The sequence below is a fragment of the Flavonifractor sp. An100 genome, assembly GCF_002161175.1.
Classification (GTDB): domain Bacteria; phylum Bacillota; class Clostridia; order Oscillospirales; family Oscillospiraceae; genus Lawsonibacter.
In genome coordinates, this window is sequence record NZ_NFMA01000004.1 from 82120 (window position 1) to 108296 (window position 26177).

Annotated in this window: 26 protein-coding genes; 6 read left to right on the forward strand and 20 right to left on the reverse strand. The window is 58.2% G+C overall.

Features of this window, described 5'->3' with window-relative positions:
• The first annotated feature begins 47 nt into the window (after positions 1-47).
• The 4 genes from dinB to B5E43_RS03800 all read left to right on the forward strand — a co-directional run bounded on the left by dinB (position 48) and on the right by B5E43_RS03800 (position 4947).
• A complete protein-coding gene (gene dinB, locus B5E43_RS03785) occupies positions 48-1301 on the forward strand; it encodes a DNA polymerase IV (protein WP_087393803.1) in 1254 nt (417 codons plus the stop codon).
• A 28-nt stretch (positions 1302-1329) separates the two neighbouring features.
• On the forward strand, positions 1330-2358 hold the full coding sequence (locus B5E43_RS03790; protein ID WP_087393805.1) for an inorganic phosphate transporter: 1029 nt from the start codon (positions 1330-1332) through the stop codon (positions 2356-2358).
• A 158-nt stretch (positions 2359-2516) separates the two neighbouring features.
• The gene (locus B5E43_RS03795; RefSeq protein ID WP_087393913.1) at positions 2517-3257 is read left to right on the forward strand and encodes a ZIP family metal transporter; all 741 of its coding nucleotides are present in this window, start codon (positions 2517-2519) and stop codon (positions 3255-3257) included.
• A gap of 226 nt (positions 3258-3483) precedes the next feature.
• Positions 3484-4947 (forward strand): carbon starvation CstA family protein, encoded by a 1464-nt coding sequence (locus B5E43_RS03800; RefSeq protein ID WP_087393807.1) that lies wholly within the window; start codon positions 3484-3486, stop codon positions 4945-4947.
• 51 nt (positions 4948-4998) lie between these two features.
• Here the strand turns inward: B5E43_RS03800 and sigG are convergent, their stop codons facing one another.
• From sigG to B5E43_RS03830, 6 genes are all read right to left on the reverse strand, one after another.
• The gene (gene sigG / locus B5E43_RS03805; RefSeq protein WP_087393810.1) at positions 4999-5769 is read right to left on the reverse strand and encodes an RNA polymerase sporulation sigma factor SigG; all 771 of its coding nucleotides are present in this window, start codon (positions 5767-5769) and stop codon (positions 4999-5001) included.
• 135 nt (positions 5770-5904) lie between these two features.
• Positions 5905-6345: a DUF523 domain-containing protein gene (locus tag B5E43_RS03810; protein ID WP_087393811.1), complete on the reverse strand. Its 441-nt coding sequence runs from the start codon at positions 6343-6345 to the stop codon at positions 5905-5907.
• Between the two features lie 72 nt (positions 6346-6417).
• Positions 6418-6669 (reverse strand): IreB family regulatory phosphoprotein, encoded by a 252-nt coding sequence (locus B5E43_RS03815; RefSeq protein ID WP_087393812.1) that lies wholly within the window; start codon positions 6667-6669, stop codon positions 6418-6420.
• Between the two features lie 106 nt (positions 6670-6775).
• Positions 6776-9499 (reverse strand): DNA translocase FtsK, encoded by a 2724-nt coding sequence (locus tag B5E43_RS03820; protein WP_087393813.1) that lies wholly within the window; start codon positions 9497-9499, stop codon positions 6776-6778.
• Between the two features lie 31 nt (positions 9500-9530).
• Positions 9531-10391, reverse strand: coding sequence for an undecaprenyl-diphosphate phosphatase (locus B5E43_RS03825; RefSeq protein ID WP_242964697.1), 861 nt, complete (start codon positions 10389-10391; stop codon positions 9531-9533).
• Positions 10392-10506: 115 nt separating this feature from the next.
• The gene (locus B5E43_RS03830; protein WP_087393814.1) at positions 10507-11214 is read right to left on the reverse strand and encodes an ATP-dependent Clp protease proteolytic subunit; all 708 of its coding nucleotides are present in this window, start codon (positions 11212-11214) and stop codon (positions 10507-10509) included.
• A gap of 161 nt (positions 11215-11375) precedes the next feature.
• On the opposite strand from B5E43_RS03830, the gene B5E43_RS03835 reads away from it, so the two are divergent.
• Positions 11376-11954, forward strand: a complete 579-nt coding sequence (locus B5E43_RS03835) for a helix-turn-helix transcriptional regulator (protein ID WP_087393815.1) — start codon at positions 11376-11378, stop codon at positions 11952-11954.
• A 56-nt stretch (positions 11955-12010) separates the two neighbouring features.
• Here the strand turns inward: B5E43_RS03835 and B5E43_RS03840 are convergent, their stop codons facing one another.
• The 14 genes from B5E43_RS03840 to tsaE form a co-directional block, all read right to left on the reverse strand.
• On the reverse strand, positions 12011-13423 hold the full coding sequence (locus B5E43_RS03840; RefSeq protein WP_087393816.1) for an aminopeptidase: 1413 nt from the start codon (positions 13421-13423) through the stop codon (positions 12011-12013).
• A 20-nt stretch (positions 13424-13443) separates the two neighbouring features.
• A complete protein-coding gene (gene coaE, locus B5E43_RS03845; RefSeq protein ID WP_087393817.1) occupies positions 13444-14049 on the reverse strand; it encodes a dephospho-CoA kinase in 606 nt (201 codons plus the stop codon).
• A gap of 82 nt (positions 14050-14131) precedes the next feature.
• Positions 14132-15157: an L-threonylcarbamoyladenylate synthase gene (locus B5E43_RS03850; protein WP_087393818.1), complete on the reverse strand. Its 1026-nt coding sequence runs from the start codon at positions 15155-15157 to the stop codon at positions 14132-14134.
• A gap of 2 nt (positions 15158-15159) precedes the next feature.
• Positions 15160-15717 (reverse strand): GNAT family N-acetyltransferase, encoded by a 558-nt coding sequence (locus B5E43_RS03855; protein WP_087393819.1) that lies wholly within the window; start codon positions 15715-15717, stop codon positions 15160-15162.
• A 4-nt stretch (positions 15718-15721) separates the two neighbouring features.
• The gene (locus B5E43_RS03860) at positions 15722-16378 is read right to left on the reverse strand and encodes an HAD-IA family hydrolase (RefSeq protein WP_087393820.1); all 657 of its coding nucleotides are present in this window, start codon (positions 16376-16378) and stop codon (positions 15722-15724) included.
• 14 nt (positions 16379-16392) lie between these two features.
• On the reverse strand, positions 16393-16653 hold the full coding sequence (locus B5E43_RS03865; protein ID WP_087393821.1) for a hypothetical protein: 261 nt from the start codon (positions 16651-16653) through the stop codon (positions 16393-16395).
• Between the two features lie 45 nt (positions 16654-16698).
• Positions 16699-17760, reverse strand: coding sequence for a peptide chain release factor 1 (prfA, locus tag B5E43_RS03870; protein ID WP_087393822.1), 1062 nt, complete (start codon positions 17758-17760; stop codon positions 16699-16701).
• Positions 17761-17814: 54 nt separating this feature from the next.
• Positions 17815-18450, reverse strand: a complete 636-nt coding sequence (locus B5E43_RS03875; RefSeq protein WP_087393823.1) for a YdcF family protein — start codon at positions 18448-18450, stop codon at positions 17815-17817.
• The gene (gene abc-f, locus B5E43_RS03880) at positions 18447-20348 is read right to left on the reverse strand and encodes a ribosomal protection-like ABC-F family protein (RefSeq protein WP_087393824.1); all 1902 of its coding nucleotides are present in this window, start codon (positions 20346-20348) and stop codon (positions 18447-18449) included. The genes B5E43_RS03875 and abc-f overlap by 4 nt, the downstream gene beginning before the upstream one ends.
• Positions 20349-20382: 34 nt before the next feature.
• The gene (gene murF / locus B5E43_RS03885; RefSeq protein ID WP_087393825.1) at positions 20383-21774 is read right to left on the reverse strand and encodes a UDP-N-acetylmuramoyl-tripeptide--D-alanyl-D-alanine ligase; all 1392 of its coding nucleotides are present in this window, start codon (positions 21772-21774) and stop codon (positions 20383-20385) included.
• Positions 21775-21778: 4 nt separating this feature from the next.
• Complete coding sequence (locus B5E43_RS03890) at positions 21779-22831, reverse strand: D-alanine--D-alanine ligase (protein WP_087393826.1); 1053 nt, start codon at positions 22829-22831, stop codon at positions 21779-21781.
• Positions 22832-23014: 183 nt separating this feature from the next.
• Positions 23015-23650: a uracil phosphoribosyltransferase gene (upp, locus tag B5E43_RS03895; protein WP_087393827.1), complete on the reverse strand. Its 636-nt coding sequence runs from the start codon at positions 23648-23650 to the stop codon at positions 23015-23017.
• A gap of 24 nt (positions 23651-23674) precedes the next feature.
• Positions 23675-24382, reverse strand: a complete 708-nt coding sequence (gene tsaB, locus B5E43_RS03900; RefSeq protein ID WP_143382938.1) for a tRNA (adenosine(37)-N6)-threonylcarbamoyltransferase complex dimerization subunit type 1 TsaB — start codon at positions 24380-24382, stop codon at positions 23675-23677.
• Between the two features lie 21 nt (positions 24383-24403).
• Positions 24404-24868: a tRNA (adenosine(37)-N6)-threonylcarbamoyltransferase complex ATPase subunit type 1 TsaE gene (gene tsaE / locus B5E43_RS03905; RefSeq protein ID WP_087393828.1), complete on the reverse strand. Its 465-nt coding sequence runs from the start codon at positions 24866-24868 to the stop codon at positions 24404-24406.
• 123 nt (positions 24869-24991) lie between these two features.
• Here tsaE and B5E43_RS03910 point away from each other — a divergent pair, with 123 nt between their 5' ends.
• A complete protein-coding gene (locus B5E43_RS03910; protein WP_087393829.1) occupies positions 24992-26173 on the forward strand; it encodes an FtsW/RodA/SpoVE family cell cycle protein in 1182 nt (393 codons plus the stop codon).
• The last annotated feature ends 4 nt before the right edge of the window (positions 26174-26177 follow it).

Sequence of the window (26177 nt, forward strand, 5' to 3'; positions counted from 1 at the left end):
CTCTCCTGAGGGGTATAATGAGATGAAATAAAAAGGAGGGGACTGGGATGGACCGGGTGATCTTTCACTGCGACTTGAATAGCTTCTATGCCTCGGTAGAGCTGCTGGATCACCCGGAGCTGCGCCACCTCCCGGTGGCAGTCTGCGGCGACCCGGAGAGCCGGCATGGAATTATTTTAGCCAAAAATGAACCGGCAAAGGGCTTTGGGGTAAAGACCGCTGAGACCATCTGGCAAGCCCGGAAAAAGTGTCCCGATCTGGTACTCCTCCCCGCCCACCACGGCAAGTATCGGGACTTCTCCCGCCGGGTCAACCGGATTTATCAGGAGTACACCGATCTAGTGGAGCCCTTCGGTATCGACGAGAGCTGGTTGGACCTGACCGGCACCCTTCACCTCTTCGGCAAAAATCCCAGGGCCCTGGCCGACCACCTCCGGGACCGGCTGCGGGGAGAGCTGGGGCTGACCATTTCCGTGGGGGTCTCCTTCAATAAGGTGTTTGCCAAGCTGGGCAGCGACTATAAAAAACCCGACGCCACCACCCTTATTACCCGGGAAAATTTCCGCTCTCTGGTCTGGCCCCTTCCGGTCAGCGACCTCCTTTACGTAGGCCGGGCCGCTGTACAGACCTTTGAAAAGTTCGGCATCCGGACTATCGGCGACCTGGCCCGCTTTGACCGGGAAGCCCTCTTCTCTCTGCTGGGCAAAAATGGGGCCCAGCTCTCTGATTTTGCCAACGGGCTGGACCACTCTCCCGTCGCCCGCGCCTCCCAGCTGGAACCTCCCAAGTCGGTGGGAAACGGCCTCACCTTCTCCCGCAATCTTCAGGGCGCGGAGGAGATCCGGGCGGGCATCACCCAGCTCTCCGACCAGGTGGCTGCCAGGCTACGTCGCCACCACATGAAATGTCAAGGAGTTTCCCTTGCCATCAGGGACCCCAGTTTTCGGGACATCAGCCGCCAGCAGCGTCTCTCCGCCCCCACCTGTCTGGCCCGAGAAATCGCACAAACTGCCATGGATCTGGCCCGGCAATGCTGGAACCTGGACAGCCCCGTTCGTGCCCTCACGGTCACCGCCATCCATCTCCTCCCAGAGGAGGAGGCCGGCGCTCAGATGGATTTGCTGGCGGGAGAGCGAGAGGCCAAACGGCAGCGCCTGGAGCGCTTGGAGGGCACCATGGATGCCATTCGGGCCAAATATGGCGCCGGAGCCATCGTTCCTGCCTCCGCTCCCCTGGACTCTGGCCGGGAACGGCACGCCCCTCCTCCAGGCGGCCTGAACTCATATTTGGAGGAGTCTTAAACATACATTGGGGTATGGAGGTGGTTCCATGCCCCTTTCTTTTTTTGACTTTTTTGATCAGCTCTGCCATCAGCCTGCCCTTGCGCTGACCACCACCCTCACCCTGGCTGTCCTCCTGGTCAACGGCTGGACCGACGCCCCCAACGCCATCGCCGGAGTGGTGGCCACTGGAGTGCTGCCCTTTGGACGGGCGGTTGTGTTGGCGGCGGTATGCAATTTTGCCGGGGTTCTCTGCGTCACTTCCGTCAACGCCTCTGTGGCGGAGACCATCTACTCCATCGCCAGCTTCAACGGCGGCTCCCGGGCGGCGCTTACTGCTCTATGCGCTGCCATGGCCGCCATTGTCCTTTGGGCTGTGGCTGCCTGGCGCTTCGGCATCCCCACCAGCGAGAGTCACGCTCTGGTGGCCGGGATCTCCGGAGCCGCCATCGCTTTGGAGGGCGGTATCTCCTGCATCCGCTGGGATTGCTGGCACAAGGTTTTCCTCGGTTTGATTGTCTCGACGGCTCTGGGCTTTTTTGCCGCCCGGCGGGCCCGGCACCACTTAACTCGGATGCGCCTGCCCAACCGCCTATGTGCCCTCCTGCAGATTCCAGGGGCCGCCTGTACAGCCTTTCTTCACGGCGCCCAGGACGGGCAAAAGTTTTTGGGAGTCTTTCTTTTGGGCGCTGCCTTAGCCCAGGGGCAGAGTCAGGAGCAGACCTTCTGGGTTCCCATTTGGCTTATGGGCGGATGCGCCGCGTGCATGGCGCTCGGCACTGGAATGGGCGGGCGGCGCATCATTGACACCGTAGCACAGGACATGGTGTCCCTAACCTGCCGCGATGCCTTTGCCGCCGACCTGGGGAGCATCCCTTGCCTTCTTTTGGCCACCCTCTTAGGCCTGCCCGTTTCCACCACCCACACCCGCACAGCGGCCCTGTTGGGGGCTGCCCCAGAGGGCAGCCTGCGCTGGTCTGTGGCAGGGGGGATTGCGCTGGCCTGGCTGCTCACCTTCCCTGCCTGCCTGGGATTAGGGTACTGGCTGGCCCGCCTGTTTCTCGCATTGCTCCCCTGACTGCTGCACCTCCAGCCCTCTCTCGGCATAGCCTACTGTGGAAGCAACCGAAATAGGCGCCTGTCATTGCTCAGGCACCGTGACCATCGAGAAAGGATGTACATTTCGTGACTCAGGCTCTTCTGTGGACCTTCGGCGGGACTGGTTTTACCTGTCTGATGACCGCTGCCGGGGCTGCCATGGTTTTTCTGTTTCGGGAGCGCTCCTCCCCCACCCTCCACCGCGCCATGCTGGGCTTTACTGCCGGCGTTATGATCGCCGCCAGCATGTGGTCTCTTCTCATCCCTGCCATAGAAAAGGCCGAGAGCATGGGCATGAGGCCCTGGCTGCCCGCTGCCGGAGGCTCCATGATCGGCATTGCCTTTTTGCTGGCTATGGATTATCTCCTTCCCCACCTGTCCCCGGAGTCCTTCCGCTGTGCCGGCGGCCACGGTACGCCCAGGCGAACCGCTCTTTTAGTGCTGGCTGTCACCCTCCACAACATCCCGGAGGGAATGGCAGTGGGCATTTCCTTTGCTTTGGCCGCACAAAACGGTGATCCCTCCCTTCTTCCGGCTGCCACCGCTTTGGCTCTGGGCATCGGCATTCAAAATTTCCCCGAGGGAGCCGCCATCTCGCTCCCACTGCGGCAGGAGGGGATGAGCCGGACGCGCTCCTTCCTACTAGGGGCTGCCTCCGGTGTGGTGGAGCCCATCTTCGCTGTACTCACCGTACTCATTGCCGGCTCCGTGCAGCCCCTAATGCCCTGGCTGCTCTCCTTTGCTGCGGGTGCCATGCTCTATGTGGTGGTGGAGGAGCTCATTCCGGAAGCTCAACTGTCCGAAGGCGGCCATACCGGTACCCTTGGCGTGATGACCGGCTTTCTGATCATGATGATCTTGGATGTGGCCCTGGGTTAATGTCCCATATTTTGTTAATTGTGACCAGTTTTTTTCCGAAATCTCCCTTCTTTTTTCAATATTCTCGGCTTGATTTTCTAATGCATCGTGCTATAATGAAGCCGCCTTTGAAGGGCGGTCTCAAAGCTGTGCCGCCCTGCCCTTTTCTTCCCCGCCTGGAAGGAAGCAGGGCTTTTTTTGTGCTGTTTCGGGGAGGAAAAAGCAAATTGAAAAGGAGGAAAACAACATGATCACGTTCCTAGTCTCCCTGGTGGTCCTGCTGGTGGGTTTTGCTCTGTACAGCAAACTCATTGAAAAGGTTTTCTGTATTGACGACCGGCAGACCCCCGCTGTGGCCCACCCCGACGGGGTAGACTACACCCCCATGAAAACCTGGCGTCTGTTCCTGGTTCAGCTGCTGAACATCGCCGGCCTCGGCCCCATCTTCGGCGCTCTGTCCGGTGCCTGCTGGGGTCCCCGCGTCTACCTCTGGATTGTTTTTGGTACCATTTTGGGCGGCGGCGTCCACGACTTTATGTCCGGTATGATGAGTGAACGCCATGATGGCGCTTCCATCTCCGAGATCGTTGGTATGTATCTGGGCAAGTTCATGCTCCAGGTCATGCGGGTCTTCTCCGTCATTTTGCTGATTCTGGTGGGCGTCAACTTCTCCAAGAACCCCGCCGCTCTGCTGGCCTCCCTCACTCCTGAGCAGTTCAACGCCTCCTTCTGGCTGGTTGTTGTCCTGATCTACTACTTCATCGCCACCTTCCTTCCCATTGATAAGATCATCGGCAAGCTCTACCCCATCTTTGGTGCCTGCCTTATCATCATGGCCCTGGGTCTGATGGGTGTGATGCTGGTAGACAGCAACTACCGCTCTGCCATGCCTGAAATGTGGCAGTACGTCGGTGTAGATGGTATGGGCCATCCGGACGGCACCCCCATTTGGGCTCAGATGTTTGTTACGGTAGCCTGCGGCGCCATTTCCGGCTTCCACGCTACTCAGTCCCCCATGGTTGCCCGCTGCATGACCTCGGAAAAAGAGGGCCGCAAGGTGTTCTACGGCGCCATGGTCGCCGAGGGTGTGATTGCCCTGGTGTGGGCCGCTGCCGGTGTTACCTTCTACGGCAATGTGGCTGATCTGAACGAAGTGATGGTAACCGCTGGTGGTTCCGAAGCTGTCAACACCATCTGCCGGGCTATGATGGGCCCCATCGGCGGCATCCTGGCTCTGCTGGGCGTCATTGCCTGCCCCATCACCTCCGGCGACACAGCCTTCCGGTCTGCCCGTTTGACCATTGCCGACTGGTTCCACATCGACCAGTCCCACTGGAAGAACCGCCTGCTTCTCTCTGTGCCTGTTCTGGGCGTAGGCGCTCTGATTACCCAGTGGGGTGACTTCGCCACCCTGTGGAAGTACTTCTCCTGGTCCAACCAGACACTGGCTATGATGGTTCTGTGGGCCGGTGCTGTGTATCTCCATCGCAACGGCTTCCCCCCTGTGGCCTGCTTTATGTGCGCTCTGCCCGCCACCTTCATGTCTGCGGTGTCGGTGACTTACTTCATCCAGGCTCCGGAGTGTCTGAACATGTCCACCTCCATTGCCTACCCTGTGGGCATCGTGGTCGCCATCCTCTTCCTGGCCATCTTCCTGTGGCGGGAGTGGATCGCCCGGAAAGGCGACGTAAAGACCTCTGCTGCTGCGTAATATTTCATACTTGAAAAAGAGAGCCGTCCAAAAGTTTGGACGGCTCTCTTTTTACATCTCTTTCCGAATTTGTCGCAACGCGGTTTTTTCCAACCGGGATACCTGGGCCTGCGAAATTCCAATTTCATTGGAGACCTCCATCTGGGTCTTCCCCTGAAAAAATCGCATGGCCAAAATTTTACGTTCCCGCTCATTTAAATGGGATACCGCCTCTTTCAGAGCAATGTGCTCCAGCCACATTTCGTCCGTGTTCCGGCTGTCCCGCACCTGGTCCATCACACAGATGGTGTCTCCGCTGTCGGAATAAACCGGCTCATAGAGGGACACCGGCTCCAAAATAGCGTCCAGGGCAAAGACGACCTCTTCCCGCTTCAGCCCCAGCATGGACGCAATTTCCTCCACTGTAGGTTCCTTTTGATGCTGGGCCATATACGATTCCTTAGCCTGAAGGACTCGGTAAGCGGTATCCCGCATGGCCCGAGACACCCGCATGGTACTGTTGTCTCGAAGGTAGCGGCGGATTTCCCCAATAATCATCGGTACGCCATAGGTGGAAAATTTTACGTCCAGGTCCGTATTGAAATTATCAATGGCCTTAATTAGGCCGATGCAGCCAACTTGAAACAGGTCATCGGCGTTCTCCCCACGATTGACAAAGCGCTGTATCACAGACAGCACCAGGCGCAGATTTCCTGAAATCAGCTCCTCCCTAGCCCGTTGATCTCCCGCCTTGGCCCGACGAAGCAGCTCCTGCGTTTCCTCATTTTTTAACACCTTTAGTTTGGCGGTATTCACCCCACAGATCTCTACCTTGTGCTGCACAAAACAAAACCTCCCGCCCTCGGTGATACTGTGCTTTCAGTATCTCCGGGGTGGGAGGTTTCATACCGCTTAAAGGGAAGCGAAATTTTTTATCGTCTGACCGCTTTCGATGGATTTTTGCCCTCGTTTTGACTGTTACAGTAAACCGCTGCCCTCCAGCTCCTCCTCATCCAGCACCTGAATCCCCGCCTTCCGCAGCAATCCAGCCGTAATTCCCTGTCCGGGGATTTTCGTCCCTGTGAAGGTTCCATCATAGATCTGCCGGCTTCCGCAGGAGGGGGAACGGGCTTTCAAAACGGCCACCGTACAGCCCTGGGACACCGCCAGCTCCAAAGCAGACTGCGCCCCCTTCTGGTATTGCCCGGTGACATCCTCTCCCAGCCGGTTTACCACCCGGCCATCCGGCTGCACCTCTGCCGGCGGACGGGGCGTGGGCAGTCCACCCAGCACCTCGGGACAGGCCGGCACCAGAGTGTGCCCTGCCTGCTGTAAAGCCACTACTCCAGGCGATGGCATTCCCCTCCCATCGTACCGGCAGGGCTCCCCCAACAGACACCGGCTGACCAAAATTTTCATTCCTTCCGCCTCCCCCTTGATAGAAAAACGCCCGGCTGAATATGCCGGGCGTTTGTTTTGTAGTTTTCAGCCTCAGTGGGTCAAATAATACTTCACCAGAGTCTGTAACAGCTCATCCCGGTCCACCTTGCGGATCAGAGCCCGGGCATTGTTGTGGTTGGTGATATAGGTGGGGTCCTCGGACAGGATATACCCCACGATCTGGTTGATGGGGTTATAGCCCTTCTCCTGCAGCGCCTGATAGACAGTGGACAAAATCGTCTTAATCTCCAGGTCCCGCTGGTCTCCTAGACTGAATTTCCGGGTAAAGTCCATCTCTCCCATCGGGATCACCTCCTATTTCTCTCAACTAGGTTTAGTTTACTCCAAAAGCCCTTTTCTGTAAAGGGTCTGGGGGGAATTTTAATGAAAATGAAATATTTCCTTGGGGTTACAGCGTATCTTCCTCCGTCCGGTCCAGAGCATCCTCCACATCAAAGGGCGGGAGGTCCTCTTGGACCGCTGTCCCATCGGACTGGGGAGCGGTTGTGACACCGTTTCGATATTTCATCTCCTGCCACTGTTCCTTTGTAATCAGCAGCTGACGGGGCTTGGAGCCCTCAAAGGGGCCTACAATTCCCTTTTCCTCCAGCTGGTCCACCAGACGGGCAGCCCGGGCATACCCCAGCTTCAGACGACGCTGGAGCATGGACACAGAGGCCTGACCCGTCTCCACTACCACTTCGGCAGCCGCATCGATGAGCTCGTCGAACTCCCCATCTCCGTCCTCCGGAGCGGGGCCGCCCACGCCCTTGCCGCTCTTCTCCTTCTCCGCGGCGTGCTGCTCGATCTCCTGCATGACCGCATCGTCATACTGGGCCGAACCGCTCTTTTTCACGAAGTCCACCACCGATGCCACTTCCTGGTCGGTGATGAGACAGCCCTGAACCCGGGTAGGTTTCCCGGCCCCCAGGGGGAAGTAAAGCATATCGCCCCGTCCCACCAGCTTCTCTGCCCCGGTGATGTCCAAAATAATCCGGGATTCCAAACTGGAGGCCACCGCAAAGGCAATACGGCTGGGGATATTGGCCTTCATCAGGCCGGTAATGACGTCGGCCGAGGGACGCTGGGTGGCGATGATCAAATGCATCCCGCTGGCACGGCCCATCTGGGCCACCCGGCAAATGGACTCCTCCACCTCTTTTGCAGCCACCAGCATCAGGTCAGCCAACTCGTCGATAATGACCACCACCTGGGGCATCTTTTCCATCCCCTCGGTCTTGGCGGCCAATGCATTATAGGAGGCTAGGTCCCGGACCCCCACCTCAGAAAAGGCCCGGTAGCGCTTCATCATCTCCGTCACCGCCCACTGTAGGGCTCCGGCCGCTTTCTTGGGGTCAGTGACCACAGGAATGAGCAGATGGGGGATTCCGTTATAGATTCCCAGCTCCACCATCTTGGGGTCCACCATAATAAGGCGCACCTCTTCCGGGGTCGCTTTATAGAGCAGGGAGATGATCAGGGAGTTGGTACACACCGATTTACCGGAACCGGTGGTACCCGCAATGAGCAGGTGGGGCATCTTGGCGATGTTGCCCACAATGGGATTGCCTCCGATATCTTTCCCCACAGCGAAGGACACTTTGGAGGCGCTATCCGTAAAGGCCTTGGAACCGATCACCGAGTGGATATTCACCGGGGAGACCAGCTTGTTGGGCACCTCAATTCCCACCATGGAAATCTGGTCCGGAATGGGCGCAATCCGAACTCCGGTGGCTCCCAGAGCCAGCGCAATGTCGTCGGCCAAGTTGGTCAGCTTATTTAACCGCACCCCCTGATCCAGCTCCAGCTCGTACCGGGTCACCGAGGGACCCCGGGTGACGTTGGTGATATTGGCGTCGATGCCAAAGGAGTGGATGGTGTCTGCCAGGCGCTGCCGGTTTGCGTTGAGCTCCGCCAAGGCCTCTCCTCCGATGTCTCCGGGGCCCTCCTTCAGCAGGGACAGGGGCGGGTACTGGTAATCGCTGCTCCCCTGCTCCAAGCTGCCCTGGATATCCTGGGCCACCTGGGCCGCCTCCTGCTCCACCTCCTGGCGTTTGACCTTTCCGCTGCTCTCCGGCTGAGAGGCAACAGGAGTAGGCGCCGGAGCGGCCGGTTGCACTGGCTGAGCCGGCTGCTCCGCAGGCTTGTCCACCGGCTGTTCCGGAGGAGCCACCGAGACGGGAGGCACAACGGGAATGGGCTTGGGCGCTACAATAGGCTCGCTGACAAAGGTCTCTTCCTTCCCTTCCTCCAGTTCCGGCTGGGCCAGGGGCTGCTGCTTTTTCCCGGTAAGCAGTTGGTCCGGAGAGGGCACCCGCGGCTTGCGGTCAAAGAAGCTGCGCTTCCGCTCCGGTACCGGGGCAGGCTCCGGCCTTTGCACCGGCCCATCGTCCACCGGGATGTCAATGTCTACACGGCGAACATGCTCCGTCTCCACCGGTTGGCTCACGGCTGCCCGTTCCTCCCGGCCTGCACGGCGGCGGGGCCTCTCCGGCTCCGCTTCCGGCTCGTACTCGTAACGGGGACGGTTAAAGATCCAATCCGCCACATCCAACAGTGTCCGGTTACAGGCAGCCAGACCCATGAGGATTCCGGCCATCGCAAAAAGGATGGTACAGCCCAAGCTGGTAAACAGGGACACACAGCCCTGGGCCAGTACCCCGCCCACAGCCCCACCAGACTTGAGTGCTTCTCCACTGCTCCACAGAGATTTCAGTAGTCCAGCATCCCAAGCCATGGGTTCTACCATCAGCCCATGGACTAGGCAGGAAAAGACCAGGGGCAGCAGCAGCGCACAGGTCAGGCGCAGGCGCACCGGACGCCCCCGATGGAAGGCCAAGATATAGGCGCCCCAAAGCAGAGCGGGGGGCATCAGCCAGAATCCATACCCCAGCAGTCCTTTGATCAGGCCGCAGAAAAAGTCAATGAAGATTGCCTCCATATGGAAATACCCGAAGGCAGAAAACACAGCCAGCAGCAAACAGACCGCCGCCCCTGCTTCCCGGCGAAAGGGCCGGGGCGCCGGGGCGGTGTTCTTTCGGCTGGCCGTACGCTTGCCGCTGGAGCCAGAGGAGGGACGCCGTCCTCCAGAGGAGGAACGGCTGCCCGATGATTTTGATTGGGTCCTTGCCATGACTCTCTCGTTCCTTTCCAGTTTGCCCCGATTACACGGCCGGAGCGGCCACGAAGGTTGCCTTCAGCAAAATCAGGACCAGGGAGATCAATCCGGCGGCCCAGCAATAATAGGCAAAGGCTCCGAATTTTCCCTTATCCGCCAGAAGATTCACCAGGCGGATGGCAAAATAGCCCACCACTCCGGCGATGACCATACCCAGCAGATACTTGGGCAGCACGCCCTCCGGCAGGCCGCCCTCAGCGCCCAGCACATCCTTTACCTCCAGGATGGTGGCGCCCAGCACGGCAGGCAGGGACATAAGGAAGGAGTACCGAACGGCAAACTTCCGGTCAAAGCCAACCGCCACTCCGGCAGAAATGGTGCAGCCGGACCGGGACAGGCCGGGAATGGTGGCACAGCCCTGGGCCAAGCCCACCAACAACACGTCTTTTACCGTGGCACTGCGGGCATTTTTCCGCCCGCCCGACATCCGGTCAGAGAAAAACAGGATGCAGCCGGTGACCAGCAGAGCACAGCTGACAAACACCGGATTGCTCCCCAGGGCCTCCACGTAGTCCTTCACCAGCAGGACCACAAACAGGGGCAGTGTACCCACAATGATCAAAAACACAAGGCGACGGGCCTCCGGGGGATGCCCCCGAGAGGGATTCCGGGAAAACACAGCGGCGATCCCGCGGAAAAACTCCACAATCATCTCCAACACATCCTGGATGTAATACACACAAACCGCCATCAGCGTGGCAAAGTGGAGCAGGATATTAAATAGGTTATCCGGCTCCTCCATGCCAAAAAAGTGCTGCAACAGCGTCAGGTGCCCAGAACTGGAGATGGGCAGAAATTCAGCTACGCCCTGGACAAAGCCAAGAACAGCCGACATGAGATAGGACACGATATGTACCTCCTACGGCGCTATGCCAATAAAATCACAAATACTATATTAGCACAATGGGCCGTATAATTCCAGTCTTTTTCACCCGGTTTCGGAAAGAGCTCCGGGGAGGAGATCATGCTCCCTCCCCGGAACTCTCCCGGCGCTCCCGCACCAATCGGTGCAGACATTCCAACGCGTCGGACAGGCCACCAATGTGGTCAATGAGTCCCAGCTCCACCGCCTCTTCCCCATAGATCACACTTCCCACATCCGCGGCCAGCTCTCCAGTTTGTAGCATTAGCTTTGTAAAGGCTTCTCGCTTTATATTGCTGTTGGCCGTAACAAATTGAATAATCCTCTCTTGGATACGTTCAAAATAATAGAAGGTTTGAGGCACCCCTATTACCAGACCATTCAGCCGCACCGGATGGATGGTCATCGCTCCCGAAGGAGCAATGAAAGACTCTTTTGCAGCCACCGCCAGCGGCACCCCAATAGAGTGGCTTCCCCCCAGCACCAGGGACACGGTTGGCTTAGACATAGAGGCGATTAACTCAGCGATGGCCAGTCCCGCCTCCACATCTCCCCCGCCGTTGTTGAGCAGCACCAGCAATCCATCGATGTCCTCGCTCTCTTCCACCATGGCTAACAGAGGGAGCACATGTTCATATTTGGTGCTCTTACTGGTGGGAGGCAGCAGCTGGTGGCCCTCGATCTGCCCCACAATGGTGAGCACATAGATGCTCCCCTTCTCTGTGCGGATGAGCGATGACCCTAAATCTACCAACGCCTGGGTGTCCGGTGCCTGGGGCTGTTCCTGTCCGCGTTCTTCTTCGCTCATAAAACCCCTCCTTTAAACTACCCCCTTAGTCTACCTCTTGGGAGGCATTTTTACTCCAAACCGCCCTAAAATTATCCATTCTACTTTTCGTAGGTTGCCTTTTTCCCCATTGTCCTCTATGATGTCACATAGAATCCCACACCCAAGGAAAGAGGAGACATATGGATAACCAAAAATTCGGGGCCTTTGTGGCCCAGCTGCGCAAGGAACAAAATCTGACTCAAAAGGAGCTGGCTGACCGTCTGAATGTGACGGACAAGGCGGTCTCAAAATGGGAGACGGGAAAGGGCTTTCCTGACGTCAAACTGCTGGAGCCCCTGGCCCAGCTGCTGGGCGTCTCTCTGGTGGAGCTGATTCAGGGAGAACGCAGCCAGGCGGAAAGCCTGACGATGGACGAGGCTGGGAAGGTGGTTTCTCAGGCCATGGACCAGTCCCAAAAGCATACGGCCCGGCGGTATCTGCACCTGCTGCGATGGTTGCTTATCGTCATTTGTGTGTATTTGGCCTATGAACCGGTCATCCTCTTGGGCTGCCTCATCTACCTCCAGGCCCTCCAGCTCACTGCACCTCTGGCCTCTACCTACGGGATCATTGGCGGAGCGGACGGCCCCACAGCTATTCTGGTCGCCTCCTCCTTCCCATTCCCCACCTGGTTCTGGCCCCTGGTCCAGTCTGCGGGCGCCATTGTTTGTCTGGTGCTGGCCATCCGGGTGTGGCGCTTGGAGCGAAAATTGAAGTAATCTTTATCAAAAATAAACCCGGGACCATGGAATGGTCCCGGGTTTATGCATATTCTTTACTTTGCTTCGTAAACCGCCTTCATGCCCTTGTAGGTCATATAGCAGTCCAGCTTACCCACCGTCTCAAAGGGGGCGTGCATGGACAGCACCGGCACGCCGGCGTCCAGGGTGTCGATATCCCGCTCGGCCATGTAGACGGCAACCGTGCCGCCGCCGCCCGCGTCCACCTTGCCCAGCTCGGCCATCTGCCAGACCACATTGGCCATGTCCAGCACCCGCCGGGCATAGGCCACCACCTCTGCCGAAGCATCAGAAGCCCCGGACTTGCCCCGGGCTCCGGTGTATTTGCACAGTCCCATGCCGTAGTTGACAAAGGCGCTGTTGCGCTTCTCATACACATCGGCAAAGTTGGGGTCATACGCCGCCGTCACATCGGCGGAGAGACAGAAGGACTTCTCGTAGCACACCCGGGGCAGTACCCCCTGACCAGCACACAGGTCGGCCATAAAGGTGTCGAAAGCCGCCGACTTCATACCGGTGACGCCCTCAGAGCCGATCTCCTCCTTATCCGCCAGCATGCAGATGGCTGTGCGCTCCGGCACATCCAGCTGCAGCAGAGCCGCCAAGGCCGCATAGGCGCATACCCGGTCATCGTGGCCGTAGGCACCGATCATAGAGCGGTCAAAGCCAATATCACAGGCGGAGAAGGCCGGGACAGCCGACAGCTCAGCGGAGATAAAATCGTCCTCCACAATGCCGTACTTCCGGTTGAGCAGCTCCAGCACGGACAGCTTCACCCGGTCGCTGCCCTCATCGTCGGCCAGAGGACGGCTGCCTACCAGAATGTTCAGGCTCTCACCCGGAATGGCCTCGCCCAGCGCCTTCTTGGACTGCTCCGAACCCAGGTGGGGCAGCAGATCGTCAATGGTGAAGAGGGGATCTCCCTCCCCGTTACCCACCGACACCCGGATCACCTGGCCGCTCTTCAGTGCCACCACACCATGAAGCTCCAGAGGGATGGTCACCCACTGATATTTCCGCAGGCCGCCATAGTAATGGGTTTTCAAAAAAGCCAGCTCGTCGCTCTCATACAGGGGATTCTGCTTCAAATCCAGGCGGGGAGAGTCAATATGGGCCGCTCCGATGTTCACGCCCTCCTCCAGGCCCTTTCGGCCCATAACCGCCAGCATGATGGCTTTTCCACGGTTCACCCGGTACACCTTATCCCCAGGCTTCAGCTCCATACCCCGGGCATAGGGGCGGAACCCCGCATTCTCCGCCAGGGCAATGGTACGGTCCACACACTCCCGCTCCGTCTTGCCAGCGTCCAAAAACTGCTTGTAGCCCGTACAGTAGGCCTCCATAGCCTCCAGCTCCCCAGGCAGCAGCCGGTCATAGCCGTTCTTTTTCTGGCTGCTCAGAGCTTTCCGCAGCTGCTCACCCCGAGTCAGCTCCTTGGTTTCATCCATTGAAAAAACCTCCTTTTTGCCTATTGTATGTTGTTCCTCAAAATCGATTCAAACAGCGCCCGGGACCGGGCCGCAAATTCCTCCGCTCCGGCGCAGTCGTTGAAAAGTGTATAGTCACAGCCGGTTTGGAAATAGTCGTCGCTCTTTTGGGCCCGGACCCGGGACCAGGCGTATTCCTCCGAAATGCCCTCCCGGGCCATGATCCGCCGTACCCGCACCTCCGGAGGTGCCAAAACGGCTACCGTGGCGGTGCACTGGTTCTTCAGCTGGCTCTCCAACAGGCCGATGGCATCGATGGCCACCAATGTTTTTCCATCTGCCTGGTACTGCTCCACCAAGGCGTGGGTCCTGTCTACCGTAGCCCGCTGGGCAATGGCGTTGAGCTGTTCCAACTTCGCCCGGTCCCCAAACACGATGGTCCCCAGCTTCTTTCGATCGATGGACCCGCTCTCATCCCGGAGAGGCCCAAAGGCATCTTCCAGATAGCTCTGTAAAGTAAAATTACTTTCCAGTAATTCATGGTAGACCTGGTCGCAGTCAATGACCGCTCCCCCCAGCTTTTTGATCTCACCCAAGGCGGTGGTCTTCCCTGCGCCGGTGGGCCCGGTGATTCCGATGATGGTCATACGAACATCTCCTCATTTTTACTCAAACAGCTTCCGCACCGGGTCCGAAAAGAGCTATCTCAACCAAATGCAAAGTACAGGATCACACCTGGATGATATGGAACCCTGCGGCCTTATTCAGCCGGTTGGTAATGGCAAGACCAATGCCGGAATCGTCCGGACACTGTGCCCAGATGGCGGTCACCTGGGTGTGGTCAAACTGGCGCAGAGCGTCAAAAATATGCCGGGCCTGTTCCTCTTTGTCTCCAGCCGGGCCCAGGTCCATGACAGGCCTCGTCTCAGACTGTCTCGTGAACAGGGGCAAAAACTCGTCAAAGCAGATGACCCCATCCTCCGCAGCGGCATGGGACGCGATGTAAGCAGCGCTCTTGGCTGGCTCTCCGGTCACCACGGTCACCGGAGCCTTGGGGGCATAATGGCGGTATTTCATTCCGGGGGCTTTTGGCTTCTCCCCCGCCGTCATCAGCCGGGTGACTGCCTGATCCACCACGACCTCGCCCAATACGCTCTCCAACTGCTCCAGGGTAATGCCGCCGGGACGAAGCAAACGGGGCGGTGTGCAGGTCAGATCAATGATGGTGGACTCCACCCCCACCGAACAGGGACCTCCATCCACAATGGCTTCAATTTTTCCGTCCATATCCTCCAGCATATGCCCAGCTGTGGTGGGACTGGGCCGGCCAGAGGTGTTTCCAGAGGGAGCAGCCACCGGCACATCCGCCAGACGGATGATCTCTCGGCACACCGGATGGGCAGGACAGCGCATGCCCACGGTATCCAATCCTGCCGTCACTACATCGGGGATCAGGGGCTTCCGTCTTAAAATCATGGTCATAGGACCGGGCCAAAACCGTTCTGCCAGATCCCAGGCGCATGGGGGGATCTCCTGACAGTAACGTTCCAGCCAAGAGGCCTCCGGGATATGAAGAATCAACGGATTGTCCTGGGGGCGGCCCTTGGCTTGGAAGATATGCCCCACCGCCTCGGAGTTCAGTCCATCTGAACCCAGGCCATATACCGTCTCCGTAGGGATACCCACCAGGCCCCCCGCACGGAGAATTTCAGCGGCCTGGCGGACATCATTGGTTGTCAACTGTTTTGTAATCAAAGTTAGGACTCCTCTTTCTCGCTCCATACCGTTTTTCCTTCTGGCCGCTCATGACGGCTGACAGAAAAAATGAGATGGGGCATATCCATACCGTAGTAGTGCTTCACAAAGCTCCCACGGACCGTCATACCATTTCGTCGGGCGACCGCCTGGGAAGGCAGGTTATTGTCCCGGATGATGGAATATACTTCCTCAAACCCTAAGATTTCAAAGGCGTAGTCCCGACAGGCACGGGCTGCCTCCGTGGCATAGCCCTTGTGCCAGGCCGCCCGTTCCAGCAAATAGCCCACCTCGGGCACCTGACGTCCGTCTCCCAGACTCTGCCAGGACAGCCCACACTGGCCCACCATAACTCCGGTTTCTTTTTCCACCACCGCCCACAGGCCAAAGCCGTCCCGGCGGTAGCGCTCCTGCTGCCGGCGCAGCCACTCCCAGGCCTCCTCATCGGGAAAGGCATGTTCATAGGCATACATCACCTGGGCATCCTGGAGCATACGGCACAGGGCAGGAAAATCCCCGTCCGTCATCTCCCGCAGCCCCAGGCGCTCTGTCTCTACCATCCACTTATCCACGGCCCAGCACCAGCTCTGTCAAAGCCCGGGGATCAGACACCACAAAATCCGCTCCCTCCGCCTCCAGCTCCTCCCGAGTACGGAAGCCCCAGAGCACTCCGCAGCTAGTCAGACCGCCGTTTTTCGCGGTACGAATATCCACATTGCTGTCTCCCACAAAAAGGGTGCTCTCCGCCTTGGCGCCAATGCGCTCCATCAGGCGGTGCAGCAGTGTGGGGTCAGGCTTGGTGGGTACATCGGGCAGCGCCCCCTGCACCACCGGAAACAGGCCGGGGTAATAGTGCTCCACCACCGGACCGGCCATCTGGTCCGCCTTATTGGACAGCACCGCTACGCAAACTCCTCCGTCCTTCATCGCCTTCACGGCCTCCGGAACGCCGGGATAGGGGGCGGTTTTATCCTCCTTATGTGCGTCATAATAGGGCATGAACTCCCCCAACACCTGGCGGACTCCCTCCGGGGTTCGCCAGTCCTGAGGAACAAACCGCTCGGCCAGCTTGGTCATTCCGTTGCCCACAAAATATTTGTATTCCTCCACCGTGTGGGTGGGCCAGCCGTGGAGCTTGGCTACATGGTTGCAGGCATCGGCCAGGTCATCAATGGTATTGAGCAGGGTGCCGTCCAGGTCGAAGATCACATGGGTATACATGGTTCCTCGCCCCTTTACTCAAAAATCCCGATCTCCATGCCGCCGATCTCCACCTTGGTGCTGGGGGCAAAACCGGCGCGCTGGAGATAGGCCTTCACCGCCATCTGCGCATACTTGGGGTTGACCTTTTCATCCTCAAGGTCCAGGTCCAGCCGGTGCCCGGCCTCGCCGCCGCAGACCACGCCGTGGTCGTCCAGCACCTCGTTAAGCTCTCCTACCACATCTTCCAGGCTCTTCCCCTGAGGCAGTGCCTCATAGTGAATAAATAAATCCATTGATTTTGTTCTCCTTTTCTGTATTGTTTGGCCTTCCCGGACCGTTTACTGCTCCGACTGCTTCAGCCGCTCCGCCTGGTCGGCGGCGGCCAGAGCGTCAATGAGTTCATCCAGTTCCCCGTCCATCACATGGTCAATTTTATACAGGGTCAGGCCAATCCGGTGGTCGGTGACCCGGCCCTGAGGGAAATTATAGGTGCGGATCCGTTCATTGCGCATCCCAGTTCCCACCTGGCCGCGCCGCTCGGCGGTATACTCGCTGGAAATTTTCTCCTGCTCGGCCTCATAGAGCCGGGAGGCCAAAATCCGCATGGCCTTATCCCGGTTCTGGAACTGACTGCGCTCCTGCTGGCACTCCACCACCGTCCCGGTGGGATGGTGAATGAGCCGCACGGCGGACGAGGTTTTGTTCACGTGCTGCCCCCCCGCTCCGGAGGAGCGGAACACCTGCATTTCAATATCCGCGGGGTTAATCTGTACGTCCACCGCCTCCATCTCCGGCAGCACAGCCACCGTGGCGGTGGAGGTATGGATGCGGCCGCCGGACTCCGTCTCCGGAACCCGCTGCACCCGGTGGACCCCGCTTTCAAACTTCAGGCGGGAGTAGGCGCCCTCCCCTTCGATTGTAAAGGAGATTTCCTTTATTCCACCTAATTCCGTTTCACTCACGGAGTCTACCTCCGTGTGCCAGCGGCGGCTCTCGGCATACATGGAATACATCCGGTACAGGGAGTGGGCAAACAGGGCTGCCTCCTCCCCTCCCACCCCCGCCCGAATCTCCACAATGACGTTTTTCCCGTCGTTGGGGTCCTTGGGCAGCAGGAGAATTTGCAGCTCCCGCTCCAGGCGTTCCAGGTCTTCCAGCGCCTGCTGGTACTCCTCTTGGGCCAGCTCCTTCATCTCCGGATCGGACAGCAGCTCCTTCGCCTGGTCCCGGGCCTGTTTGGTCCTCTGATACGCCCGGAAGGTGTCCACCAGGGGCTGCAGCTGGGTCTGCTCCTTATTCAGTTGCGCCACCTGGGCCGGGTCCTCATAGGTCTCCGGCGCCGCCAGGCGAGCCTCAATCTGGCTGTATCGGGCCTCAATTGCTATCAGCTTGTCCAGCATAGGGACCTCCTGTCAAGGAAATGTTTGGCGGTTTTCCGCGGGGCTTCCGCCCAATCACCGGTCAAAGAGGAAGGACTTGACCAGAGCCAGGGGCTCCCGAATGTACATCCCCATCCGGGAGGCGAAATGGCTGGAGGGGGCAGCCAATGTGGAGACCTCCTCAAAGCCTGCCCGCTCCGCCAGCATCCGGGCCCGGGTGAGATGGAAGCCATTGGATACCACCACCACCTGGGTCTGCTCCAGATCATATCCCACTTCTTCCAGCAGCTGAGCGGTATATTGAAAGTTTTGGGCAGTGTTATGGGACTCCTCCTCCAACAAGATGTCCTCCTCCGCCACACCGCGCTCTATCAGGTAATCCGCCATGGCCCGGGCCTCTGTGGTAGGCTCATCCGGCCCCTGGCCCCCAGAGACCACAATGGTGAGATCCGGATTCGTCCCCAAATAGGACAGAGCCTTATCCAAGCGGTCCTGAAGCAGAATGGAAGGGCCATAGTCCTTCACCTGGCAGCCTAGGATCACCATGACCTGAGGCTGACCTTGAATGTGGTCATAGGACCCCGCCAGCACCGCACCAAGCAGTGCTCCAAAGGTGACCACACCTGCCAGCACCAGCGCCAGAACCGCCTTGAACCAGGCTGGGTAGCGTCTGCCTTTATAACTGGCCACTTCAATCGCTCGTCTCTTCATCCCCGCGCCTCCTCCAGCTCCGCAGACAAAGACTCCCAGGTCCCGTACAACTTGAGAATTTCCTCCTCCAGGGCCTCCTTTTGCTCATAGAGCTCCTGGAGCTTCAGATAGTCCGAGGAGGCCTCTTCGATCTGCTGGGTCAGCTCATACATGCGCTCCTCAGCCTTGCCCACCGCACGCTCAGCGGCAGCCACCTCTTTTTCCAGGTTTTTCGTGCCCCCGGGGCGCTTGGGTTTTTCCTTTTTGGGCTCCTCTTTCACCGCTTTGGTCGGAGACGCAGCCAGCTGTCGCTGGCGCTGCCGGGCAGCCTGGTACTCCTGATAGGTTCCCTTAAAGTCGGTAATGTGCCCGTCCTCCAGCATCCAGATCCGGGTGGCAAAGCGATCAATGAAGTAGCGGTCATGGGAGACAAAGAGCAGATTGCCCTCATATTCCTCCACCGCCTCCTCGATCCACTCCCGGCTCTGGATATCCAGGTGGTTGGTGGGCTCGTCCAAAATCAGCAGATTGATTTTGGCGTCCATCAGCATACACAGCCGCAGCCGGGACTGCTCCCCGCCGGAAAGAGCGGAGACCGGCTTGAACACATCCTCTCCCCGGAACTTGAAGGCGGCCAGCCGGTTTCGGGCCGTCTGAGCCGTGCAGTCTAGCTCGTAGAGCATGGTATCCACCAGCGAGCGCTCTGGATGCTCAAAATGAATGATCTGGGGCAGGTAACCGATTTTCACTGTGGGACCCAGGCGGAGCTTTCCTCCGTCCGGCTCCTCCTCCCCCATGAGGATTTTCAGCAGGGTGGATTTGCCCGTTCCGTTATCTCCCAGCAGGGCAATGCGCTCGCCCCCCTCCACCTCCAGATTCACCTCAGAGAAGAGCATGCGGTCCCCAAAGGATTTGGACAGATTTTTGATGGTGAGTACCTCGTCCCCACGGAACTCCCGCTCCCCAAAGCGCACCTCCATCTTTCGCTCCCGCTTGGGACGATCGGTGGTGCGCATACGCTCAATCCGTTTTTCCATGGACTGGGCCCGCTTGAAGGTCTTGTCCATACCGGAATAGGCCCATGTACGCAGCTGCTCAGCCGCCTTCTCCAGCTGCTGGATTTTAGCCTGTTCCTTCTCATACTGCTTTAGCTTCTCCTCGTACCGCCGTTCCTTCTCCACGGCGTAGAAGCTGTAATTTCCGGAATAGAACTCCGCCCTACCCTCCTGGATTTCAATGACCCGCTGGACCACCTTATCCAGAAAATACCGGTCATGGGAGACCGTCAGTACCGTGCCCTTAAATTTTTCCAGGTACTCCTCCAGCCACTCGGTAGCCCGCAGGTCCAGGTGGTTGGTAGGCTCGTCCAGCAGCAGGATGTCTGTGTCCTCCAGAATGAGCCGACCCAGGTTGACCCGGGTCTTCTCACCACCGGAAAGCTGGTCAAACAGCTGCTCCCGCATGGCTTGGGAGATGGACAGACCGCTGCACACCTTATTCTTGTTGATCTGGGTCTCGTAACCCCCGCCCATCTGGAAGGCGGAGGCCAGCTGGTCATACCGGGCCATACGGGCAGGGTCGTCCCCCTTCCCCATCTCCTCGGCCAGCTTGGTCATCTCTTCCTCCATGGCGTGGAGAGGGGCAAAGGCAGTTTCCAGCACATCCTCCACCGTATACCCGGCCGGATAGACGGGGATCTGGGAGATGAGACCCATGCGCTTGCCGGGGGCGGTGACAACCTCCCCCTCGTCATAGTCTATGGCCCTCGTAAGGATGCGCAGCAAGGTGGTCTTGCCGCAGCCATTCGGCCCAAGCAAGCCCACCCGCTCCCCAGAGTCCACCTGAAAGGTGAGCCCATTTAAAATTTTGCTTCCAACCTCAAATTCTTTTACCAGGTTGGATACGGATATATCGATCATATTGTCCTCTTCTGTGTCAACCGCCCTGTCTGGCTCATGCCTCCTCAGTCAGCTTCAACAGGTATGCGGTCAGTTCTTCCAATTTCATCCCTCGGGATGCCTTCACCAAAATGGTACTGTCCTCCCGGACGATCTGATTCAACACCGCCTTGGCCGCATCCCGGTCTACACAGTGGTACACCATGGGAACTCCGGACTCCCGGGCCGCTTGGGCCATGTGCTGGGACATCTCTCCCACGGCCACCAGGCAATCCACCTTTGCCTTGCCCAGGCATTCTCCGACCCCCGCATGCAGGGCGGGAGCAAAGGGCCCCAGTTCCAGCATATCCCCCAGCACCGCCGCTTTCCAGCTCCCCGGGCCGTCTGCCAACACACTGATGGCCGCCCGCATGGACTGGGGATTGGCATTATAAGTGTCATCCAAAATGGTGATTCCCCCGGCCCGATGGAGCACGTTCATCCGCATCTTCGTGGGGACAAACTGGGTCAGGCCCTGCTGAATTTCATTGGGGGTCAGGCCAAAATGCTCCGCCACCGCCGCAGCCATGAGTGCGGGATAGACCATATGCTCTCCCAGAGCCGGAATTTTTACCTCCCGCTCCATATTGGGCGTGGTCATCCGGCAATGAATGTGGCTGACGCCGTCACCTCCCACAGCCTGGGCTCGGTACTCCAATCCCTCTGTCTGTCCGAAAAAGACGGTGGACACCGGCGTTTTCCCCCGCAGTGTGGTGAGAAGAGCGTCGTCCCCATTCAAAATAAGCAGGCCGTCCTTTTGAATATGGGGCAGCAGCTCGCACTTGGCCTTAAAAATATTCTCCCGGCTGCCCAGGCGCTCAATATGGGCATCTCCGATGTTGGTGATAATCCCCACCTCAGGCTGTACGATTTCGGCCAGGTAGTCGATCTCCCCAAACTTGTCCATGCCCATTTCCAGCACGCAGATCTGGTGTTCCTTACTCAAACGCAGCAGCGTCAGGGGAAGGCCCACATTATTATTAAAGTTCCCCTCCGTCTTGAGCACCTTATACCGGGTGCTCAGCACGGCGGCAATCATGTCCTTGGCCGTGGTCTTGCCCACGCTTCCGGTTACCGCCACAAAGGGGATATGGAACCGCCCCTTATACCAAGCCGCCAAATCCCGCAGCGCCCGCTGGGTATTGCCTACCTTTACATAGAATTTGTCCTCCCGGTAGCTCTCCCGCTCCCGGGCGGTGAGACAGCCAATCGCTCCCCCTTCCAGGGCGGCGTTAATGTAGGCGTGGCCGTCGAACCGCTCTCCAACCAGGGGAATGAACAGAGCTCCAGGATGAATGGTACGGCTGTCTGTGTCCACCCGGAGAATCGGGGTGTCCAGATTCTGGTTTCCCCCCAGCAGCTTTCCGTTCACTGCCTCCAGCAGCTGGGATAGGGTGATGGTCTCCATTGACTCAAAGTCCTCCCTTCCGGGCCTCTAACGAGGCCTGGATAATGGTTTCACACAGCGTTCCATAGTCGATCCCTACTACCGCCGCCTCCTGGGGCACCAGGCTGGTGGGGGTCATACCGGGCAGGGTATTGATTTCCAAGAAGTAAGGGGTTCCGTCCTCCGTAACAATGAAGTCCGCCCGGGCATATACCGCCAGCCCCAAGGTCTGGAACACCCGCAGCGCGGCATCGCCCACCGCCTTTTCCCACTCAGCCGGGATCTCCGCGGGACATACCTCCAAAGCCGCTCCGGGCTGGTACTTATTTTCGTAGTCATAAAAGCCCTTCTTGGGAATGATCTCAATGGAGGGCAGGGCCTTTCCGTTGAGAATGGCTACCTGGATTTCCCGGCCCTGGATGTACTGCTCCAACACTGTCCGTCCGCCCAGCTCCATGCTCTCGGCCAAGGCAGCACGCAGCTCCTGCTCGGTATGGGCGATATACACCCCGATGGACGAGCCACTGGCGATGGGCTTCACCACCACTGGACGGACAGTGGTCCGGACCAGCTTCTCCAGATTGTCCGGGGTAACGGTAACGGTCTCCCACTTGGGGGTCACCACCAAATGAGACACCAGCCGCTTGGTCAGGTCCTTATCCATGGCAATGGCAGAGCCCAAATATCCGGAGCCAGTATAGGGCACGCCCAGCAGATCCAGAGCCGCCTGAATCCGTCCATCCTCCCCACAGGCCCCGTGCAGGGCCAGGTACACCACATCCGCTCCGGCGCAAAGCTCCAGCACCCCAGGGCCGATGGCAGAGGGACTATTGCCTTTCCGGCTGGCGCGTACCTGCTCCAAATTGGGAGCCTCCCGGCTTACCCGCTTAAACGCCTCAGGAATGGGCGCGTGATAAAGTGCCTCGCCGTCGGATACGCCCTCCTCCAAGCCATAAAATAAGTCTACCAGCGCCACCTGATGGCCGCGGTCCCGCAGGGCCTGGCAGACCATTGTGCCTGAGGACAAGGATACGTTGCGTTCCGGGCTCAGTCCCCCGGCCAACACCACGATTTTCATAGTAAAACACCTCATTTGGGACAATTCTGTACACCTATCACATTTTATACGCTAATAGAGTATTTTAGCACAGCTGTATGCAATACTCAAGGGCGGGAATAAAAATTTTGCCAATCTGCCCCCACTGTTTCGGCAAAAAAGCGCCCCGGACATCCGTCCGGAGCGCTGTATCGACCATGTAGATTACTTGGTGCCGAAAATCCGGTCGCCTGCATCACCCAGGCCGGGGACAATATAGGCGTGGTCATTGAGCTTCTCGTCCACTGCCGCCACATAGATATCCACATCCGGATGATCCCTCTGGATACAGGCAATTCCTTCGGGGGCAGCAATCACATTCATCAGCTTGATGTGCTTACAGCCGTAACCCTTCAGAAAGGTGATGGCCGCAGAGGCAGAACCGCCGGTGGCCAGCATGGGGTCTAGAACGATGACATCCCGCTCGGCAATATCACTGGGCATCTTGCAGTAATATTCCACCGGTGTATGGGTATCCGGATCCCGGTACAGGCCGATATGTCCCACCTTGGCGGAGGGGATCAGATTCAGAATGCCATCCACCATGCCTAGACCGGCACGCAGGATGGGCACAATGGCCAGCTTCTTGCCCGCCAGCTGCTTGAAGGTACCAGTGGCAATGGGAGTTTTGATCTCCACATCCTCCACTGGCAGATCCCGGGTCGCCTCATAGCATTCTAGAGCCGCGATCTCCGAAACAATCTCCCGGAACTCCTTGACACCGGTATTCTCATCCCGCAGGATGGACACCTTATGCTGCAGCAGAGGATGGTCTAACACGTGCACTTTCTCATTGAACATACTGGTGATCCCCTTTATTTTAATTTATTTCTGTTGTTCCCGCTCTAAGCGCTCCCGCTCGGCCTGGGACAGTCTGTGATAAACCGGTACCAGGTCACGCCCCGCTACCAGTTCTCCCCGGGCTGCCAGCTCCTGAGCCGCTCGGGCCACACCCCAGGCACTCTGCATACGCAGATTCTCCGGAGCCAGCTCCAACTGTAGGCCTTGTTCCGTCAACGTATTATAGCACAGCTTGGCCCCGTCTCCAACGACTATTTTTGAATTTTCATATTTTTTCAACTCTTCGCTCAATTCCTCCAGGGAGATGGCCCGGTCGGGACACAGCCGCTCCAGGCCCTGGCCCGTGGCCAGAAACAGGGCGTTATACACCTGCTTTCGCCGGGCGTCCATGGCACACACAATGACCTTGCCCTTCAGATGGGCCAGCAGCCAGGCCATGGACTCCAGCGTGGAGCAGGGAGCGCAGGGCTTATCCTCCGGCCAGGCCAGACCCTTGACGGTGGACACCCCGATACGCAGGCCGGTAAAGGAGCCCGGCCCAGCTGCCACGGCCAAAACATCCACGTCCTTCAGGCTCTGGCCGCAGTTACTTAGCAGGTCCTTCACCATAGGCAGAAGGGTGCGGCTGTGGGTCAGGCCGCTATTTTGATAGGATTGTGCTACCAACTCGCCGTCTCGGCACAGGGCCACGGAACAAGCGGTGGCAGAGGATTCCAGAGCTAAAATCATCATATCACTGCATCTCACTCTATACTAATGGTCTTTTTGAAAGGGGATTGCTTTGTCCCCATCCAGACAGGGGACATTGATTACGGTAATGATCCGCTCATCGTCTCCGTCCCCTCTGCGGATTTCCACCCGGATGGTATCCTCCTCCAGGGCGTCCGCCACATTCTCACTCCACTCCACGGCACATACGCCACCCCGGGCCAGGTAGTCCTCCCAGCCGATGTCAAATAGCTCCTCAGAGCTGCCCAGTCGGTACATATCAAAGTGAAACAAGGGCAGCCGCCCTCCCTCATACTCGTTGACAATGGTGAAGGTCGGGCTGGTTACGCGGTCCCGGATGCCCAGCCCGTGGGCCAAGCCTCGAGTGAAGGCAGTCTTTCCCGCCCCCAGGTCTCCGGTAAAGGCCACCACAGAACCTGGCTGCAGCTGTTCCCCCAGCCGCCGTCCCAGTTCCTCGGTCTCCCCTTCCCCATGGGTGACATACTCCACGGCACATCCTCCGTTCACAGAAAATTTTCAAACCTTTCATGATTATACCACAGCTATGGTTTGCGTTTCTACCAAAATGTGATAAAATATATTGTCCAACTTTCCAAACGAGGAGGTGAGGCCTTGGGCGCCCTATTTTCTCCCGTCCGGGAATTTTTCCGGAAGGGCGACTTGCTCCTGCTCATCCTATGTACGGCATCCAGTTTATTTGGTTTAGCACTGATTTTTTCCGCCACCCGCTATGACGGAAATAACAAAGCGGTAATCGTCCAGTCTGTGGGCATTATATTGGGGATTATTGCCTATATTGTCCTCACCTTTGTGGACTTTCAGCTGTTTACAGAAAAGAATTGGAAACTGCTGCTGGGCTTCAGCATCGTTCTGATCCTCCTAATCCTCACTCCCCTGGGATTTGAAGTGTATGGAAACCGCAACTGGCTGCACATTCCCGGCTTCCCCGTCAATTTGCAGCCAAACGAAATTGTCAAACTTCCCTTTATCCTACTGCTGGCCCTTCAAATCACCAAGCTACAGCAACGGGGCTACGATATCAGCTCCATCCCCTCTGTAGCCGTTATTGGCGGATATACCGTGTTTATGCTGGCGCTGATCGCCGCTGTATGCGGTGATATGGGTACCTGTGTGGTATACATGATCATCTTCGTGGTGATGGCTTGGGTGGCTGGTGTGAAAATCCGATGGTTTGTACTGGTGGGCGGCGGTCTGATCTTGACGGCGGTCATTCTCTGGCTCTTTGTTCTCCCAGAAACCAGTCTTTGGACAGACTACCGGATCATGCGTTTCCGGGTCGTTTTTGACCACGACCTGGACCCCTTGGACAAGGGCTTTCAGCAAAGCCGCTCCATTTTGGCTATTGGTTCCGGACAACTCTTTGGTCAGGGCTACCTCCAGGGGCTTCAGACCCACTCGGAAAACAGCGACGCCCTCCCCGCCCGGGAAACCGACTTTATTTTTGCCGTCTGCGGGGAGGAGTTGGGCATGGTGGGCTGCATCCTCCTTCTGCTCCTGCTCACCGCCATCGTGCTGCGGTGCGTCTGGGTCAGCCGCCACGCCAGCTCCCCCTATTCCGCCTATGTGTGTATGGGCATGGCCGGCATGCTGATGGCTCAGATCGTTTTGAACGTGGGAATGTGTCTGTATGTTCTGCCGGTTATGGGACTGACCCTCCCCTTTATCAGCTACGGCGGCTCCTCCATCATCACCCTCTTTGCCGCCATGGGAATCGTGTCCAGCACAAAAGCAAAAATTCTCCCCAGCTGGCTGCGGGATCGAAGTCAGGTTTAGAGAA

Bases quoted from the DNA above. Each gene is read 5' to 3' on its own strand.
- B5E43_RS03810 (WP_087393811.1), bottom strand. From the start codon at position 6,345: ATGAAAATTTTGGTCAGCCGGTGTCTGTTGGGGGAGCCCTGCCGGTAC.
- murF (WP_087393825.1), bottom strand. From the start codon at position 21,774: ATGGAGACCATCACCCTATCCCAGCTGCTGGAGGCAGTGAACGGAAAG.
- B5E43_RS03860 (WP_087393820.1), bottom strand. From the start codon at position 16,378: ATGTATACCCATGTGATCTTCGACCTGGACGGCACCCTGCTCAATACC.
- B5E43_RS03800 (WP_087393807.1), top strand. From the start codon at position 3,484: ATGATCACGTTCCTAGTCTCCCTGGTGGTCCTGCTGGTGGGTTTTGCT.
- B5E43_RS03790 (WP_087393805.1), top strand. From the start codon at position 1,330: ATGCCCCTTTCTTTTTTTGACTTTTTTGATCAGCTCTGCCATCAGCCT.
- B5E43_RS03875 (WP_087393823.1), bottom strand. From the start codon at position 18,450: ATGAAGAGACGAGCGATTGAAGTGGCCAGTTATAAAGGCAGACGCTAC.
- abc-f (WP_087393824.1), bottom strand. From the start codon at position 20,348: ATGATCGATATATCCGTATCCAACCTGGTAAAAGAATTTGAGGTTGGA.
- B5E43_RS03890 (WP_087393826.1), bottom strand. From the start codon at position 22,831: ATGAAAATCGTGGTGTTGGCCGGGGGACTGAGCCCGGAACGCAACGTA.
- B5E43_RS03855 (WP_087393819.1), bottom strand. From the start codon at position 15,717: ATGGTAGAGACAGAGCGCCTGGGGCTGCGGGAGATGACGGACGGGGAT.
- B5E43_RS03835 (WP_087393815.1), top strand. From the start codon at position 11,376: ATGGATAACCAAAAATTCGGGGCCTTTGTGGCCCAGCTGCGCAAGGAA.
- B5E43_RS03865 (WP_087393821.1), bottom strand. From the start codon at position 16,653: ATGGATTTATTTATTCACTATGAGGCACTGCCTCAGGGGAAGAGCCTG.
- dinB (WP_087393803.1), top strand. From the start codon at position 48: ATGGACCGGGTGATCTTTCACTGCGACTTGAATAGCTTCTATGCCTCG.
- tsaB (WP_143382938.1), bottom strand. From the start codon at position 24,382: ATGATGATTTTAGCTCTGGAATCCTCTGCCACCGCTTGTTCCGTGGCC.
- coaE (WP_087393817.1), bottom strand. From the start codon at position 14,049: ATGACCATCATCGGAATCACCGGGCCCACCGGCGCAGGGAAGACCACC.
- prfA (WP_087393822.1), bottom strand. From the start codon at position 17,760: ATGCTGGACAAGCTGATAGCAATTGAGGCCCGATACAGCCAGATTGAG.
- B5E43_RS03815 (WP_087393812.1), bottom strand. From the start codon at position 6,669: ATGGGAGAGATGGACTTTACCCGGAAATTCAGTCTAGGAGACCAGCGG.
- B5E43_RS03830 (WP_087393814.1), bottom strand. From the start codon at position 11,214: ATGAGCGAAGAAGAACGCGGACAGGAACAGCCCCAGGCACCGGACACC.
- B5E43_RS03795 (WP_087393913.1), top strand. From the start codon at position 2,517: ATGACCGCTGCCGGGGCTGCCATGGTTTTTCTGTTTCGGGAGCGCTCC.
- B5E43_RS03820 (WP_087393813.1), bottom strand. From the start codon at position 9,499: ATGGCAAGGACCCAATCAAAATCATCGGGCAGCCGTTCCTCCTCTGGA.
- upp (WP_087393827.1), bottom strand. From the start codon at position 23,650: ATGTTCAATGAGAAAGTGCACGTGTTAGACCATCCTCTGCTGCAGCAT.
- B5E43_RS03840 (WP_087393816.1), bottom strand. From the start codon at position 13,423: ATGGATGAAACCAAGGAGCTGACTCGGGGTGAGCAGCTGCGGAAAGCT.